General features: G+C 35.1%; 15 protein-coding genes and 1 other RNA gene. 3 read left to right on the forward strand and 13 right to left on the reverse strand.

All coding sequences use genetic code 11. From position 1 onward, the window contains the following. Nucleotides 1-105 precede the first annotated feature (105 nt). Nucleotides 106-1,479 carry a B12-binding domain-containing radical SAM protein gene (locus E0946_RS00170; RefSeq protein ID WP_133200450.1) on the reverse strand — a complete coding sequence of 458 codons (1,374 nt, stop codon included), beginning with the start codon at nt 1,477-1,479 and terminating at the stop codon, nt 106-108. Nucleotides 1,480-1,694: 215 nt separating this feature from the next. On the opposite strand from E0946_RS00170, the gene E0946_RS00175 reads away from it, so the two are divergent. Together E0946_RS00175 and E0946_RS00180 are read left to right on the forward strand one after the other, a co-directional pair. Further along, nucleotides 1,695-2,600: a CBS domain-containing protein gene (locus tag E0946_RS00175; RefSeq protein ID WP_133200451.1), complete on the forward strand. Its 906-nt coding sequence runs from the start codon at nt 1,695-1,697 to the stop codon at nt 2,598-2,600. Further along, on the forward strand, nt 2,597-3,886 hold the full coding sequence (locus tag E0946_RS00180; RefSeq protein ID WP_133200452.1) for an ArsB/NhaD family transporter: 1,290 nt from the start codon (nt 2,597-2,599) through the stop codon (nt 3,884-3,886). The genes E0946_RS00175 and E0946_RS00180 overlap by 4 nt, the downstream gene beginning before the upstream one ends. A gap of 17 nt (nt 3,887-3,903) precedes the next feature. Here E0946_RS00180 and E0946_RS00185 read toward each other — a convergent pair whose 3' ends face one another. Next, nucleotides 3,904-4,581: an SOS response-associated peptidase gene (locus E0946_RS00185; RefSeq protein WP_133200453.1), complete on the reverse strand. Its 678-nt coding sequence runs from the start codon at nt 4,579-4,581 to the stop codon at nt 3,904-3,906. Nucleotides 4,582-4,676: 95 nt separating this feature from the next. On the opposite strand from E0946_RS00185, the gene E0946_RS00190 reads away from it, so the two are divergent. Continuing rightward, the gene (locus tag E0946_RS00190) at nt 4,677-5,327 is read left to right on the forward strand and encodes an endonuclease III domain-containing protein (RefSeq protein WP_133200454.1); all 651 of its coding nucleotides are present in this window, start codon (nt 4,677-4,679) and stop codon (nt 5,325-5,327) included. Nucleotides 5,328-5,332: 5 nt separating this feature from the next. Here the strand turns inward: E0946_RS00190 and E0946_RS00195 are convergent, their stop codons facing one another. From E0946_RS00195 to def, 11 genes are all read right to left on the reverse strand, one after another. After that, nucleotides 5,333-8,605 (reverse strand): tetratricopeptide repeat protein, encoded by a 3,273-nt coding sequence (locus E0946_RS00195; protein ID WP_133200455.1) that lies wholly within the window; start codon nt 8,603-8,605, stop codon nt 5,333-5,335. 32 nt (nt 8,606-8,637) lie between these two features. Then, nucleotides 8,638-9,141, reverse strand: a complete 504-nt coding sequence (locus tag E0946_RS00200) for a FumA C-terminus/TtdB family hydratase beta subunit (RefSeq protein ID WP_133200456.1) — start codon at nt 9,139-9,141, stop codon at nt 8,638-8,640. A gap of 25 nt (nt 9,142-9,166) precedes the next feature. Continuing rightward, complete coding sequence (locus E0946_RS00205) at nt 9,167-10,036, reverse strand: fumarate hydratase (protein WP_133200457.1); 870 nt, start codon at nt 10,034-10,036, stop codon at nt 9,167-9,169. 4 nt (nt 10,037-10,040) lie between these two features. Continuing rightward, complete coding sequence (locus E0946_RS00210) at nt 10,041-10,925, reverse strand: DUF58 domain-containing protein (RefSeq protein WP_133200458.1); 885 nt, start codon at nt 10,923-10,925, stop codon at nt 10,041-10,043. Next, a complete protein-coding gene (locus E0946_RS00215; protein ID WP_243713668.1) occupies nt 10,922-11,116 on the reverse strand; it encodes a hypothetical protein in 195 nt (64 codons plus the stop codon). The genes E0946_RS00210 and E0946_RS00215 overlap by 4 nt, the downstream gene beginning before the upstream one ends. 18 nt (nt 11,117-11,134) lie before the next feature. Further along, a complete protein-coding gene (locus tag E0946_RS00220) occupies nt 11,135-11,935 on the reverse strand; it encodes a lysophospholipid acyltransferase family protein (protein ID WP_133200460.1) in 801 nt (266 codons plus the stop codon). Between the two features lie 450 nt (nt 11,936-12,385). Beyond that, nucleotides 12,386-12,771, reverse strand: an RNA gene (gene rnpB / locus E0946_RS00225) — RNase P RNA component class A. 140 nt (nt 12,772-12,911) lie between these two features. Then, the gene (locus tag E0946_RS00230; protein ID WP_133200461.1) at nt 12,912-13,721 is read right to left on the reverse strand and encodes a S1C family serine protease; all 810 of its coding nucleotides are present in this window, start codon (nt 13,719-13,721) and stop codon (nt 12,912-12,914) included. An 8-nt stretch (nt 13,722-13,729) separates the two neighbouring features. Then, entirely contained in the window at nt 13,730-14,485 is a 756-nt protein-coding gene (locus tag E0946_RS00235) for a DUF116 domain-containing protein (RefSeq protein WP_133200462.1), read from the reverse strand. Next, nucleotides 14,482-15,456 carry a methionyl-tRNA formyltransferase gene (gene fmt, locus E0946_RS00240; protein ID WP_133200463.1) on the reverse strand — a complete coding sequence of 325 codons (975 nt, stop codon included), beginning with the start codon at nt 15,454-15,456 and terminating at the stop codon, nt 14,482-14,484. The genes E0946_RS00235 and fmt overlap by 4 nt, the downstream gene beginning before the upstream one ends. A 16-nt stretch (nt 15,457-15,472) precedes the next feature. Further along, nucleotides 15,473-16,027, reverse strand: a complete 555-nt coding sequence (gene def, locus E0946_RS00245) for a peptide deformylase (protein WP_133200464.1) — start codon at nt 16,025-16,027, stop codon at nt 15,473-15,475. Nucleotides 16,028-16,030 lie beyond the last annotated feature (3 nt).

The raw sequence follows: 16,030 nt of genomic DNA on the forward strand, positions 1-16,030 counted from the left end.
TGTTTCTTATTTTAATCTTATAATATATTGATGTATTATCAGTTAATCTTTATTGTAACTTATTCAAAAGTTTGAAACTTAAAATTCTAAACTTGAACCTGGAACTCAGAGATTTGAAACCATGGCAAAGATATTATAACGCTCCTGACGCGAAATGCTATGTAAAGGTATATGATTTTCTTGGTGATAAGCAAGTAAAGAAAGTGCCAGCTGAGAAGCCTTTTTCCCCGAATCAAGCAAAGTTCTCCATTCAGAGTTAAACTCTTTCTTATTCCAGTAAAGATTTAGTATCTTACTGAGGGCATTTAAAGTAGAAAGCTCTGCAAAAGAAAGGGTATCAGTTCTTAGTACCTGCCATAAAGGAGTATCCAGCCAGAGATAATGTTTTTGCTTTGCCAAATCATACATTGGTGTATCAGGCAATATTTTTAAGCTACCTAACTGTATTTCATCAGGAAAGATAGATGCCAATTCATCAAGAGAATGCAACACCGATGCCATTGACTGTCCTGGTAAACCTGCTAACAGGTCAGTATGAAGCTGAACCTGAGTTTTCTCGCATAAGAAAGCTAAGGATTTTTTTGCTTTCTCCCAATTAGAGCTTCTACCACAAGCTTTCGCAATATCAGGATTGACTGTCTGAACTCCTGCTTCCAGACGAATCCTATGAGCAGGAGCTTTAGCTAATAGAGTGAGGTCTTCTTCTTTTAAAAGTTCGGGAAAAATTTCAAAATGAAACTCACAATCTGCTTGCATTTGAATGACATAATCCCAGATAAGATGAGCTAAATCAGGATTTAAGTTAAAGCAACGGTCTACAAATTTCACGGTTCGTGGCTTTAAAGTTAAAAGCTGCTCCATTTCATCGTATAATCTTGTTCTATCTTCTGAGCTTTCAGGATTAAAACGTAGTTCTTTTCTGTTATCTCTTGCGGAAAGACAGTAAATACAATGGAAAGGACAACCCCGCGAGCATTCATAATAGACCAATTTTCCTTCCAGTGCAGCCCTATCTTCTTCTTTATAAAGAAAGGGAAGTGTATTTAACGATGGAGCTGGAACCTCATATATTCCTCCTTCCAGAGAAAAATTATTCTCCGCTAAATAACGAAAAACTCCTTCTCCTGCTCCTTTAACTATAAAATCAGAATCGTTCAATTTATAATCTTCACCAAGAGCAGAAGGACCTCCAATGACGATTTTAGTTTCTGGAAGAAGTTTCTTAATTTCAGGGATTAGAAGCTTTAGATACAATTGATTCCAGATATAGGCAGAAAAACATAAGATGTCGGCTTTAGAACTAACTATGGTGCTCAGTACATCAAAAAGTGGTTCATCAGGAATAAATTCATATATTTCAAAATGATAAGGAAGACCTTCTAAGGCATTGCGTAAATAGTATAAAGCAGGATTGCTTTGATACCAAGCACTATTAACAGCTATAAAACAGATTTTTTTGTTTTCTTGATTGCTGAGCATAGATTATTTTCCTTATTTCCTTTACTGCTTAAAAGAATCTATCCTTTCTGGCAAGGAAAATATAACTTTGATTAGAATATAATCACTAATGAGAATAATAAACATAATTTCAATTTATAAAATATAACTTAAAAGAAGATTGAAAATAAAAGAACTTGACCTAAAGATATAATACATTAGTTAAGAATAAATTTTGACTAAAGTGAGGCTAATTTATGTTATTAGCAGATTTTCTGGAGCCCAGTACTATAGTTTATGAGCAAAGAATTCTAACTCGGGAAGAGGTCTATAAAGATATTATAAATCGTATCTGTCAGTTAAGATCAGATATTGTACCTAATTGTGGAGAAACACTTCTTGAGTTAATACTGGAAAGAGAGAAGGAAGCTCCGATGGTTTATCCTTCAGGTATTGCTATACCTCATATTCGTCTGGATGGATTAGCAGACACACTTATCGGAATGACCTTTTTACAGAATCCTCTGAATTACGATGGCATAAAGGTTGACTGGATTGTAATGATTTTTACGGATAAGACTTCTTCTAAGATATATTTAAATATTGTGGCGGCTTTACTTAAAATATCCGAAGATGAAGAGATGATGACTCAATTACGCTCCTTTAATGATGGTTATGCAGTAGTTAACTATTTACGACAATGCAGGATAAAAGTAGGACAGGAACTTTGTGTTTCCGATTTGATGGTAAAAAATCCTATCTGTGTCACTCCTGATACTCTTTTAAGTAAAGTAGATAGTCTTATGAATGTACATAATATTTCCTGCATTCCTGTTGTAGATAATGAAGGTAGATATCTGGGAGAGATTAATATTCTGAATATTCTAAAAGTTGGAATGCCAGACTATCTAATGATGATAGATAATGTAGCTTTTTTGAGGTCTTATGAGCCACTGGAAAGTTTATTTGAAAAAGAGGAAATAGTTAAAGCAGGAGAGATAATGCAAAAAAATACACGAGTGCTCTCTTCTGATGCCTCCATTGTAGAGACTGTGTATCATATGCTTAAAGATAACAAAAGGTATTTTTGCGTGGTAGATAACGGACGTTTAGTTGGTATTATTACAGCTATGGATATTTTCAGGAAGGTTATAAAAGCATGAGTGCAACAGTCAGTATGTTAATAGCAGTAGGTATCTTTATCGGTACCTATATATTAATAATCACAGAAGTAATAAACAAGATGCTTGCTTCATTGATAGGAGCATTCTTGCTTATTCTAACAGGTATTCTAAGCCAGGATATTGCTCTTAGAGCTATAGATTGGAATGTAATTTTCTTTTTAATCGGAATGATGCTGGTTATTGCGGTATTACGGAGAACAGGAATTTTTATGTATATTGCTATCAAAACCGCTAAACTTGCGCGTGGAAATCCGTTACTGATTATGATGTTGATGTTTGTGGTAACAGCTTTCTCCTCTGCTTTTCTGGGAAGCGTTACCTCTATAATGATTTTAATTCCGATAATTTTATTGATTTGCAATGAACTAAAAATAACCCCAGTTCCTTATATAATCACGATGGTGGTTGCTTCCAATATGGGTGGAGCTGCTACTATGATTGGTGACCCTCCAAATATAATTATTGGAAGTGCCACGGATTATGATTTCCTTGATTTCATTTTTAATCTAACTCCAGCAATCATTCTGGCTACGATTGCCTGTCTTGGTTTAATGTGGGTTATGTATCATGGCAAATTGAAAGTGAGTAGAGAAAATAGAGCCAGGATGATGAGTTATAAAGAAGAGGGATTGATTAAAGATAAAAGAATGCTCAAAATATCTTTAATAACCGTTGCCGTTATGCTTGTTCTTCTTGCCTTAGAAAGTACTTTGAAAATAGGAACAGCATCTATCTCTATGTCTGCTGGATTATTCTTAATCCTGGTAGGCCAACGAAATGATATTGAGCATATAATGGTTCATGAAGTAGACTGGGTTACACTCTTTTTCTTTGTGGGATTATTTATCATAGTTGAAGGCTTAGTTCAAACCGGATTTATTAGTTTATTAGCACATAAAGTTCTGGAACTAACCCATAATCAAGCACGTCCAACTTCTATGGCTATACTCTGGCTTTCAGGTATTCTTTCTGCCTTTATTGACAATGTTCCCTTTGTGGCAACAATGATTCCCTTAATTAAGCAAATTGGCACTGTAATAAGTCAACCTAATCTTATGGATCCTATTTGGTGGTCAATGTCTTTGGGAACTTGTTTAGGTGGAAATGGGACACTTATTGGTGCCTCTTCCAATGTGGTAGCAATTGGAATTACTAAAAAGAACGGGATTAATATCTCATTTATGGAATTTACCAAAGTAAGTGTGGCATATACTATACTTTCTTTGATAATCAGTTCAGTCTATATTTTAATTCGTTATTTCTAAGATTGATAAAGCTTGAATTACTGGGTGATATATATTGGACGGATACACTCTTCAGAATTGTTTTGAGGATTGTTTACCACTCTACTAACTGGATACATAGAAATTAAATCATCTGGTGGAGCTTTCAGTAGGGGAATAAACTTATTTATGTCTTTAATTGTATGCTCCAGCCAGGTTAAACGGTCATCTGCAAATAGCAAAACAGGCATCCTATTATGAATAGGAAGCATTACCTGATTGGCATCCGTAGTTATTATGGCTAAAGAGGGGACATAACTTCCCTCAGGACTTTGCCAGACATCGTAGATTCCTGCCATATAAATAAAGTCATCCTGGGCTGAATGAATAAAAAATGGTTGTTTATCTGTCTTACGCCATTCATAAAAACCATTAGCTGGAATCAGACATCTGCGATATTGTAAGCCCCTCTTGAATGAAGGTTTCGAAATTAAGGAATCGGAACGGATATTTATCAAATCAAACTTAGGAAGTTCCTGACTCCAGGAAGGAATTAAACCCCACCGAAAAGTGCCAATGTACCTTCCGCTATCCTGGCTCACTGCTGCTCCCACAGGTTGAGTTGGTGCTACATTAAAATTAATCGTTAACTGGTCACTTTCCCTATTCAATTTTAGTTCTTTTTCCAGCCTTTGTAACTGGTCATATTTTATAACTTGGGCAAATCTACCACACATCTTTATCTCCTTCTTATTGACAATATCTATCAGTTTCTATATCCTGCAACATATTTTTAACTCTATTTTATAATAAATAAAGCGGATTAAATTTTATGAATAATTTTGATATTGATACTGTGATGGCTGAATTGGAAAAGCACTTTACGCAAGTTAGAACTCCTGTAGTTGACCAGATACAGATTCAGACCAAAGATCCATTTAAGGTTCTGGTTACTACTATCCTTAGTGCAAGAACAAAAGATGAGACCACCTCGCAAGCAGCAAAGAAGCTATTTGAAAAGGTAAAGAATATAGATGACCTGGAAAAGATTAGTGCTGAGGAACTTGATTCTATCATTCATCAAGTAGGATTTCATAATGCCAAAACTAAGTATTTGAAACAGTTGCCGTCAGTCTTGAAAGAGAAATTTGGAGGAAAAATTCCTTCAGAAATAGATGAACTTCTACAGTTACCTGGAGTAGGAAGAAAGACTGCTAATCTTGTGAGAGCCATAGCCTTCTCACTTCCGGCTATTTGTGTGGATGTGCATGTTCATAGAATATGTAATCGCTGGGGATATGTTCAAACAAAGACCCCTTATGAAACAGAGATGGAATTGAGAAAGATTCTACCGGAACGATACTGGTTAACTTTCAATTCCTATGTAGTGGCTTTTGGTCAGAATCTTTGCACTCCAAGAAAACCCAAATGCAATCAATGCCCTATATATAATCAATGTGCCAGAATTGGAGTTAAAGAATGATGTCGTTACGGACTTAGCTCATTGGCTTCTTGCAGCCATTTAGAGTAGTATCTAGCTTTTCGTTTATTACCTATTTTATTATAGAATTTTTCCAGTGCTTTAACTATATAAAGTGTGGCATTATGATATTTCCCAAAGTATTTACGATCAATAGTTAAGCACTTATGTAACAATGCTTCAGCTTCATTCCATCTTTGTTGGTCCATAAAAATAGATGCCAGATTTTTGAAGTAAATAACTATTTGAGGATGATTTTCACCATATATCTTTTTGCCAATTTCAACCGCTCTTTGTAGAAGTTTTTCTGCCTCTTCTATCTTTCCAGACTCCGCAAAACTCATCCCTAAGTTATTACAAACGGTGGCAGTAAAGAAATGATAGGGGTCATAATTTCGGTTCATTATATCATAGGCTTGTTGATACATTTCCGTGGCTTTATCATTAAGATTTTGCAGTGAATATAAATGTCCCAGATTATTAATTCTATCAGCCACATTGGAAGAATCAGGCTCATGTTTCTTCTCTAATTCCAGTGATTGGAGAAGCAATCTTTCACTTTCTTCATAGCGTCCAACATCTTTATAGAACCTTCCCAAGTTATTAATATAAGGACTTAACTTAAGACTATCTTCTCCATATATGGCTAAAGCAATATTCATCACAGTATCATAAAGTTTTTCTGCCTCTTCCATCCTTTGCATATAATGATAGAAGAGAGCGAGATGAAATACATTTTCTCCATAATTCATATTATCTGTACCAAAAGATTTTCCAGCTAATTCAACCGCTTTTAGAAAGCACTTTTCAGCCAATTCAAAATAACTATTATCCCAGTAATAATCTCCTGCTTTATCATAATAATCGGAGGCTTTGATGATTTCTCCAGCTTTTTCATAGTGTTTTGCTATTTCTTCGGAGTATTCACTTATATTTTGAGCGAATACTTCTTCCATAGATTGAGCCGCTTTTAGATGTAAACTTTTTAGCTTATCACTAAACATTCTATTATAAGCAGCTTCCTGCAAAAGGATATGAGTGAAGATATAAAAATCTCTCTCAAGGCTTTTCCAGATACGGTTTTGTGTGCCTATTAAAAGGTCTTGCCGGATATCTCTTTTTAGCATCTGACTTAATACTTTCAGATTAAATTTCATACCCAGAACACTGGCATTATAGATACATTCACGCACTGAAAAAGGTAAACGGTCTATGCGAAAACCAATTATGTCATTGACATCAAAAGAATTATCTTTCCCCAGGATATTTAGATAGTCCGCACTATTCTCAAGCACACCACTTTCTAATAAATAAGATGCCATCTGTTCAATAATAAAGGGATTTCCTGTATCCTTCTGCAGAAGTTCCTGTTTCAAATCAGCTGGCACATCATCCAGATTCATCATTGATTTATAGAGCTGCCAGGAATAATTTTTACTTAAAGGAGCAAGGTCAAAACGATAAAAGCTAAAATTATCCATATTCAAAATTGGTAGCCTATCATTTTCAATATAACGAGTGGTTGCTAAAATACCTGTATCTTTTATATCTGATTTTCCCAAAATATGGAAGAAATTACGAGATTGTTCATCCATCCAATGTAAATCATCAATATGAAATATAATAGGATTCCTTTTTGTCTCTTCCTGAAGAACTTTTAACGCAGATTGATAAAGTTTACTCAATCTTAAGTCTGGAGGTAGGTTATAAAAATGGGAATCTTTACCTACATAACCTAATAGACCCCCTATCATTTCTTCATCCTCCTTCCATTTCTTTTCGTTTTTAGACCAATTTAACCAACTCTGATGAAAGCTTGAAGATGCATTCTGCTGATTATCCTTGATAAGGAAAAGTTGTTGAAATATCTGCCTCATAGGTTCCAATGGTCGGGAATTGGTAATGCTACACATAATATGAAAGATTCGTATGTTCTTATCTTGGCAGGAGTTAATCACTTCTGTCGCTAATCTGGTTTTCCCAATTCCAGCTTCACCTGCAATATAAATAAAGAAATTATGATGTTCAGCTATTGACTTGGAGATAATCCTCTGTATACTTTTTAATTCATTTTGTCGTCCTACAAATACCGTTCTTAGCTCAGGAACAGATGGTTGCAATTCCTTTAATTTATAACAGGGAATCCTTTTTTCCAAACCCTTTAAAGAAAGATTACCAACAAATTCAAAGTCAAAATTCCTTTCTAATTCCTTTTTTAGTGTTATATCAGTTAAAATCTCCCCCTTTTTACTTTTCCCCGATAGTCTTGCAGCCAAATTTACGGGATGACCTAAGGCAGTATATTCACGGATATGTTCTCCTCCAACAAAGCCAGTAAAACAAGGTCCCATTGATATTGCCTGACTTATAAAGGGATACTTATGAACTCTTTCCAGGATAAGTTGAAAGACCTGACTGAGCTTTTTTCCTTCATTTCGGGGCATTCCATAGTAGGATAAAATGCAAAGAGAATTATTTGTAACCGATAATTTATCTACAAAGGATCCAGAATATTGATAGAAGATTTCCAGATTGGCTATTATACTGCAGATATCCAAATCTGCTGTAAAAGGTATCCGGGTGTAATTGCTGATAATGGTTCTGATTTCATTCTCTGGATGGATATTATGCAAACGATAATGAAGGAATTTGTATTCAGTCTCTTTCTGATAAGGATAATTAATTATATTTTCTTTTACCTTTTCTGGATTGAAGTCCCGACTTATTTTTCCCTTATCATCCACTAATCTTGAAGAGATTAGTTTCTGTAAAGCCGAGGTAGAATATCTACAAGTGGTTTGACCTTTATTTAAACTTTGAACCTCTTCTATTGCATCGCCAAAGAAGACATACTCCATCTGGATATCATTGGAGAATATCATCCATTGAACCGTACCATAACCGATTCTAATTCTCATTTTTACCGGAGATTTATTTAAAAGTCTTTGTTTTTGATATTGGTTTCTTAGAAAGGATTGAATATAGTGTAAAGCAGCCATAATATTTTCTGGCTGAGCACCAGGAAAAATAGCATAAAAAGCATCTCCAGCGAAATTAGATAAGAACCCCCCATATTTTTCTATGATATTTAATGGTTCACTAAAGATATTAGTTATTAAGTGGCTAACTTCTTCAGCACCTTCTTTTCCTTTTTTTTGTAATTCATCATTTATGGTAGTAAAGCCTATGATATCCCCGAGCAGGACAAAAGCTTGCATTTTGCCTTGAACATTGTCTTTTTCATATTGAGAAAGGATGAAGGGTGGGATATAACGAATCATAATTCTACCTGAAAGAATATGATGAATAACCGTTAAATAATAGCTACATAACAGGGAAAGTCCTTTACTACAAGACGATAAATAGCCTCAGCGTCCAATTCCTTCCAACAAAATGTTTCACATGAAACCACGGATTGAGCTAATAAGGCTGATATTCCACCTACACAAATAAAATATACTGCATCGTATTTAGATATCTCTTCTGTGACATCTTTAGACCTTTCTCCCTTACCTATCATTACTCTTAAACCATTCTCCAGTAATAAAGGAGTATATTTATCCATTCTGGCTGAGGTTGTTGGTCCTATGGCACCACATACTTTTCCAGGTGGAATAGGAGCAGGTCCGCAATAAAAGAGTGCACTATTTAACAAATCGAAAGGTAATGGTTTCCCTTCTTTTATCATTTGAGTTAATCTAATATGAGCTTGATCTCTTGCTGTATATAATTCTCCTGAAAGCATAATTTTATCTCTAACTTTGAGTTCTTTTTTCTGTTGTGGTTGCAAAGGAAGATTAATTTTTATTACTCTCATATTTATTCTCTTATCTTATTATTATTCAGACAGATATGGAGATACAACGATGAGCATGACAATCAATATTAACTGCTATAGGTAAAGAAGCAATATGGCAGGGTTGAGATAATATATTTACTTTTAGAGCAGTGGTTTTACCTCCAAATCCCTGTACACCTTTGCCTTTTTGATTAATCTTATTTAGGATTCTTTTTTCCATCTGGAGGTATTCAGGTTTTTTCTCAGAATCAGGGAGAGGAATCATTAACGCTCTTTTAGCAAGAATAGCACATTGTTCAAAATCTCCTCCAATTCCAATACCTACAAAAACAGGAGGACAGGGTTTTCCACCCGCAGAAACAACAGTGTCTATAATAAAATCTTCAATTTCTGTTAAGGTTGCTGTAGGATTAAACATTTTAAGGGTGCTGCAATTTTCAGCTCCACCACCTTTTAAGGATATATGTAGTTCCAATTTATTTCCTAATATTTCGGATAAATGTAAGATGACGGGTTGCGAATAGTATTTTGATTTTTTTTGAGGGTTAGAGAAATACCTTAATGGTTCTTCAGCGATAGAATCTCTAAGGTAGTATTTTCCCCAAGCATCATTAACTGCTTCTGATACTATAGAATAAAGTGTTCCATTTTCAATTTTAGTTTCTGTTCCAATATCGGCAAAAACAATTACTATGCCAGTATCCTGACATATAGGAAGTTGTTCTTTAGCAGCAAGTTCTTCATTTAATAGCATAGCTTGAAGCATATCTTTTGCCACATCATCTTCTTCAATGGCTAAGGCTTGGTTTAGCAAAGATTTAGTTTCTGGAGTAGATTGACAATATATCTGCCCGATTGCTTCAATTATAGCTTTATATATCTGTTTTTGGGGAATAGTTCTTACAGACTCCATTCATTTATCCTTTTCTTCGCATTAAAAGATATTTCAACAGCAGGTCTTCTATAGGAGTAGCAGTGCTAACCGGATTATATTCAATTTGATATTGATGACATCCAGCCTTAAGTTTCTGGATATGTTCTTGATAATTAAGCAGATAATCGGGTCTTATTTGCCAAGGATTGACGGTAATTTTTTCTTGCGTTTCGCTATCAATGAATTCAGTTTCTCCGTGAAATTTAAAATTATCTTCTTGTATATCAGTTATATGGAACACCAATACTTCATGATGATGAGATTTAAAGTGCTTTAGTCCATCCATTATATTTTCAGGTTCATCCAAAAGGTCAGAAATCAGTATTATTAAGCTTCTTTTACGGATAGTATCAGCAATTTTATGTAAGTTTTCCAGAAGATTGGTGGAATCCTTAGGTTCCAATTCAGCCAGTATCCTAAAAATTTGAGGGAGGTATCCTCTATATGCTTTGGGGGGAAGTAGCTTAGTGATTTCATTATTGAAGGTAATTAATCCTGCGGCATCTTTTTGACCTATCATCAACCAGGACAGAGAGGCAGCAAGTCGGCAAGCATAGTCAATTTTAGTGTTTTCACCAGAGCCATAGAACATTGAACGACTGTGGTCTAAAAGAATATAGCAGCGTAGATTGGTCTCTTCTTCAAAGCGTTTCACATAGTATCTATCGGTTTTAGCTACAATTTTCCAATCAATATTTTTAATAGGGTCACCAATATTATATTCTCTATGGTCGGAGAATTCAACACTGAAACCGTGATAGGGGGATTTATGCAGCCCAACCAAAAAACCTTCAACGGTAGTTTTAGCGAGTAGCTGAAACCGTTTTAGTTTGGCTGCAGTCTCATCAGTAAGTAGCTGTTGGTTCATTCCTTAGGTTTACTCTTATAGAGCAGCCCCAGTGGAATTAGAACGCCATATGCGATAGTAAGTATTACAGGAGAGATAACGATTTCATTTCCTGCCATTATAAAGTAGCCTACAATTAGCAAAATGACAGCGATTCCTAAGATTATATAGTTAATAGGTCCTAACTGTAATTTATTATTATTATTTGCCATTAGCATTTTCTCCAAATATTATGAACCTGCAACACAATTTTCATAGCTTTCAAAGGTGTTGCTTACTTTTTCATAGGTTAATTGACAGAGTTCGCTTCTATCACGATTAGGGTCAAACTCTATTGGTTCTAAGAAATTGATTTCTACTTCCATTTTATGTGCCAGCAGATTCCAGTAGTATTTTAAATAATTAATGCTCTTAGACCAGAAAACGACGAAACGATTTTTACCATTAATTGGTTTCCCATCCAGTTTCAGATAACGAATACAAACAGGAACGACAGTGCAGGCAGCATCTACGGCAGTCTGAAAGAGGGAGGGACGAAATTCATTGACTTTTGTTCCATCAGTGCCAGGTTTTTCCGGAAATAGCACGACTTTAAAACCTTTTTTTAACACATCAGTGAAGCGTTTGATTTCTTGAGGGAGATTTAATTTATTTTTCCGGTCAGTATAAAGACAACCGCCAAGACGGATAATATTACCAATAATAGGAGTTTCACTCATTTCGGTGGAGGTGATAAATACATAATTGTCAACTGCACCAAGCAAAAATATATCTAATAAAGATGAATGATTAGCTACCAGCAGATAGTTGTTATCTTTAAGTTGTTGAAGCACTTCCTGATTCTTTACTCTAAGTTTGACATGGAAAGCACGAAGAAATTTTCGAGAAGAATTGCTCATATTTTTAATCTGTAACCAGCGGCGTTTAATTGGATTTTTAGCAAAAAGACGGATAAAATAGGAACGACAGACGAAAGACCAGAGTAGTATCATCTGCCAGATAGAATGAAATAATTTAACTATCCACATCATTTTATCCTCTTTTTTATTATATTCTTCTTTTCTATAGATATCGTAATCTGTCAAGTTTTTTTCTGCTGGTTTCTACCCTAACCTCAAGAAAATATCTTTTATGTTTTAGCCATATATAACTTTTTTAAGCTTTTATAATATGATTTATTCCGATAATTTTGAAAAGGTATAATTATAGTTTTTTACCGTTATAACAAATTATAAAAACATCTCTGCAATTTTATTTCTTCTTTCTTGGCAGTTCATCCATTACTGATGTAAAGATTATGTCCAAATCGGACATAAGTTGGACATAAGCTGGACATGAGCTGGACATAAGCAACCCATCAAGAGGAAAAAAATAATTGGTTGGATTTATATTGCATAAGCTATTGGTTCTAAAGAAGGTAGGATTTGCTTTACAGTTGGTAGTATGGTTTAGGGAAAGATATTAATTTAAAAAGAGGAAAACTCACGGGAAAATAATAAGCCGGATTCTGTACCTCCTTCTATCAGGAGGTTGATGTCCATTCCTCTACATCCATTCTCACGAATGGACTTTAGCTGCCTACCCGGAAGCCATAATCGTGCGGGCAACACTTCTTGGCTTCCCTATTTGGCATTGCACCGGATAAGGCTTTCCTGGCAAATCCTGTCACCAGGATTTCCGGTGGTCTCTTACACCACCATTTCACCCTTACCTGAAATAGATATTTATAAAATAACTATTTCAGGCGGTTTATTTCTGTGGAGCTCGCTCTGCATTACTGCAGCTTCCTGTTAGGAAGTATCCTGCCCTTTGGTGTCCGGACTTTCCTCCCCTACTTTTCAGTAGCAGTGGACATCTCATTTTCCCGTGAGCTTAAAGATATAATATGTGAAATTATTATCCTGACAAGAAAAATATTTTTCTTGCTTGCGCAAATTTAATTGAGTTTCTTACTACTGAGTTATGAACTAATTCAGTTTAAGTAAATTTTAGAAAGAAGCTATCCAGTTATAGGATTTTGATTATAGATTTAACTCTATCTATGGGTATAGCGAATCCAAGTCCGACATTATCTCCTGTTCCAGAAACGATAAAGGTATTAATGCCAATAACTTCACCTTTAACATTTACCAGTGGACCACCGCTATTACCAGGATTGATAGCAGCATCAGTCTGAATCATATTTATGTATCTATGACCATCCTGAGGCTGGAAACTTCTATTTAGAGCAGAAATAACACCAACTGAAACCGATGGTTTGGGGTCACTCATCATAAATCCATAAGGATTTCCCAAGGCAATAGCCCATTCACCAATAAGTAATTCTTTGGCGGTTCCGAGTTTGGCATAAGGAAAATTATTGCCATCTATTTTCAATTTAGCCACATCGTAAGTGTTATCTACACCAACTACATTAGCAATAAATTCTCGCTTATCTGGGAGCACAACTTTGATTTCGGTTGCACCTTCTATTACATGAGCATTGGTAATAATATAACCATTTGCATCATAGATAACACCACTTCCTATACTTACCACCTGTCTCTGAATAGGAATATCTCCAAAGAAATCAAAGATGCTGAACCCAAAACCTGGTCTCACTAACTGCGTTTTTGTCACATTAACGCTAACAACAGCAGGTTCAACTGCTTGAACTGCAGAAGTAATCTCATTATGGCGTTGATTATGTGAAGGGTTTACCATAGTTGTAGTAGTAGCAGGAGTTTTAGCTTCTTTCTGATTTATGAGAACTAAAGTGATGCCAGCATTAAGAATAAGGACCACTAAAGCAATAATAATAATGCGAGAGGTTTTCATAGGTCTTCCTATTTAAACTGTTTAATGGCAAATGCAATGAAAGATATATTTACCGGATTTTTTTCATTGGAAGTCGTAGATTGTTCATTTAATACTGCATAAACGGGATAATTCCAGTTGTCTCTCAGGCTATTCACCAGTTCTTTAGCAGTAGCAATGGCAACAATAACTTCAGGTTTCTTTTCTTCTATCATTTTATGTTCTAAAAAACCTCCTGTAGCCACTGCTGCATCAACATTATGTTCTGTTATAAGCTTCTTAATTTTAGCTATATCACAGCCTCCGCATTCTTCACATTTTATGATATCATTAGTAATGCGAATAGTGCAATCTTCTTTCTGAAGACAATGAGGTAGCAGAACGAGAATATTTGTGTTTCGGATATCTTTTTGGTCAGTTAGAACTATTTCATTATTGAAGTATAAGAACGATTCAATCAGATTCTTTTTAGATGAGAATGTGATATGAGCTAAACCTTTAGCTAAGGGATAATAAATGTTAAAAAGCATCCATTTACTAAGCTTTTGCAGCCATTTTGGTTTTAATCTGGTATGAGTAGAGAAAAGGGTAATCATCCAGCCTAATACGACGAAAATGAGTATTGCTAATAGTATAATAAACAAAATTCTAACCCAATTAGCCAGTAAAGGTTGAGCAAACACATTGAACAATATAATAAGAAAGACAGCACTAATAATTAATAGACTGATGCTTACAAAAGCGGGAAACTTTATAACTGAGAGGTAAAGGTCCTGGTCTTTCATAATTCCTCCCTAAAAGAATTTTCCATAAAGATTTGATTAAATGGGACAAAGCTTTCCCCCGCAGAAAGTCTTGCTCCCAATTGAAAAGCCCAGGCAGACATAACTTTTTTACCTTCAGCCTGTATTCTGGTGATTAAAAGTTGTCCATCCTGGCAATTAACTAATATACCTTTATTTTTAATAAATCCTGCAATAGTTCCGGGCTTATCATTTTTTGATGAGTCATAAATCTCAGCTTGAAGGATTTTAAGGTTAGTATTATGTATAGATGTTCTTGCACCTGGTGAAGGAGAAAAGGCACGTATCTGGTTAAAGATATTTTTAATTTTATTATCCCAGTTTATCCATAAATCTTTTTTACTAAATTTATGGGTATAAGAAGCCAGATTTTCGTCTTGAGGTCGTTCTGTTAGACTATTATCTTTAATAGCAGGAATTATTTCAATCAATAGCTCAGCAGAGATATTAGCCAGTTTTTCTTTTAAGGAACCATAGTTATCTTCTGGTAGGATAACCAATTCTCTTTGGGCTAAGATAGGACCTGCGTCAAGACGAGAAGTTAACCTGAAAATAGTGGTTCCTGTTTTATGGTCTCCATTAAGAAGGGCAGTTTGAATAGGAGTAGGACCACGATATTTAGGAAGTAAAGATGGATGAAGATTAATCGCTCCAAAAGTAGGAATCTGTCTAAGTTCTTTTTTTATTAAAGAGGCATAGGAAGCAGTGACCAGAAGTTCAGGATATAACTTGCTAATTTTATCCACACTTTCAGGAGAATTGATGTTTTCCGGTTGATACAATTCCCAGCCTTGTTCCCGTGCAAAACGTGCTATAGGACAGGGTTTAATTCTTTGGTTTCGTCCTGCGGGTCTATCTGGTTGGCTGATAATTAGAAGTAATTGATGTTTTTCTTTTAGTTTTTTTAAAGCAGGAATGCCAAATTCAGAGCTACCAGCAAAGACAATTTTCATCGGATATTAGCCTCTTCTATTCTTCACAACGGATATTAATCCCATCCACCGTATTTTTCTGCAATTCTTTCAATTTATTTCTTATTTTCAACCTGGCAATAGTACTTAGATGGTCAATAAACAGGATTCCTTCCAGATGGTCATATTCATGCTGAACGATAACGGCTGCATATCCAGAAAGATTAATTCTGTGTCGTTCATTTTGTAAATCTGTATAAGAGACGGTTATATTTGAAGGTCTAACCACTTTAGCATAGATATCAGGAATACTGATGCACCCTTCTTCGGTTTCAGTTTCACCACTACTTTCTTCAATAACAGGGTTAATCATAACCATCGGAGAGTGTTTTTTAGGGTTATCCTTTATTTGAGGATCAATCACGATAATTCTTTTGCTAACGCCAACTTGAGGTGCAGAAAGTCCAACTCCATCCCATTGATACATTGTAGCGATAAGGTCCTCAGCAAATTGCAATAAGTTTTCATCAATTTTTTGCACTTCTTCGGACTTAAGTCTGAGGACCTTATCACCATAAATATGGATTGGTAATAACTTAGGTTTACGCGACATTAG

The organism is Candidatus Syntrophosphaera thermopropionivorans (assembly GCF_004353895.1).
Lineage (GTDB): Bacteria > Cloacimonadota > Cloacimonadia > Cloacimonadales > Cloacimonadaceae > Syntrophosphaera > Syntrophosphaera thermopropionivorans.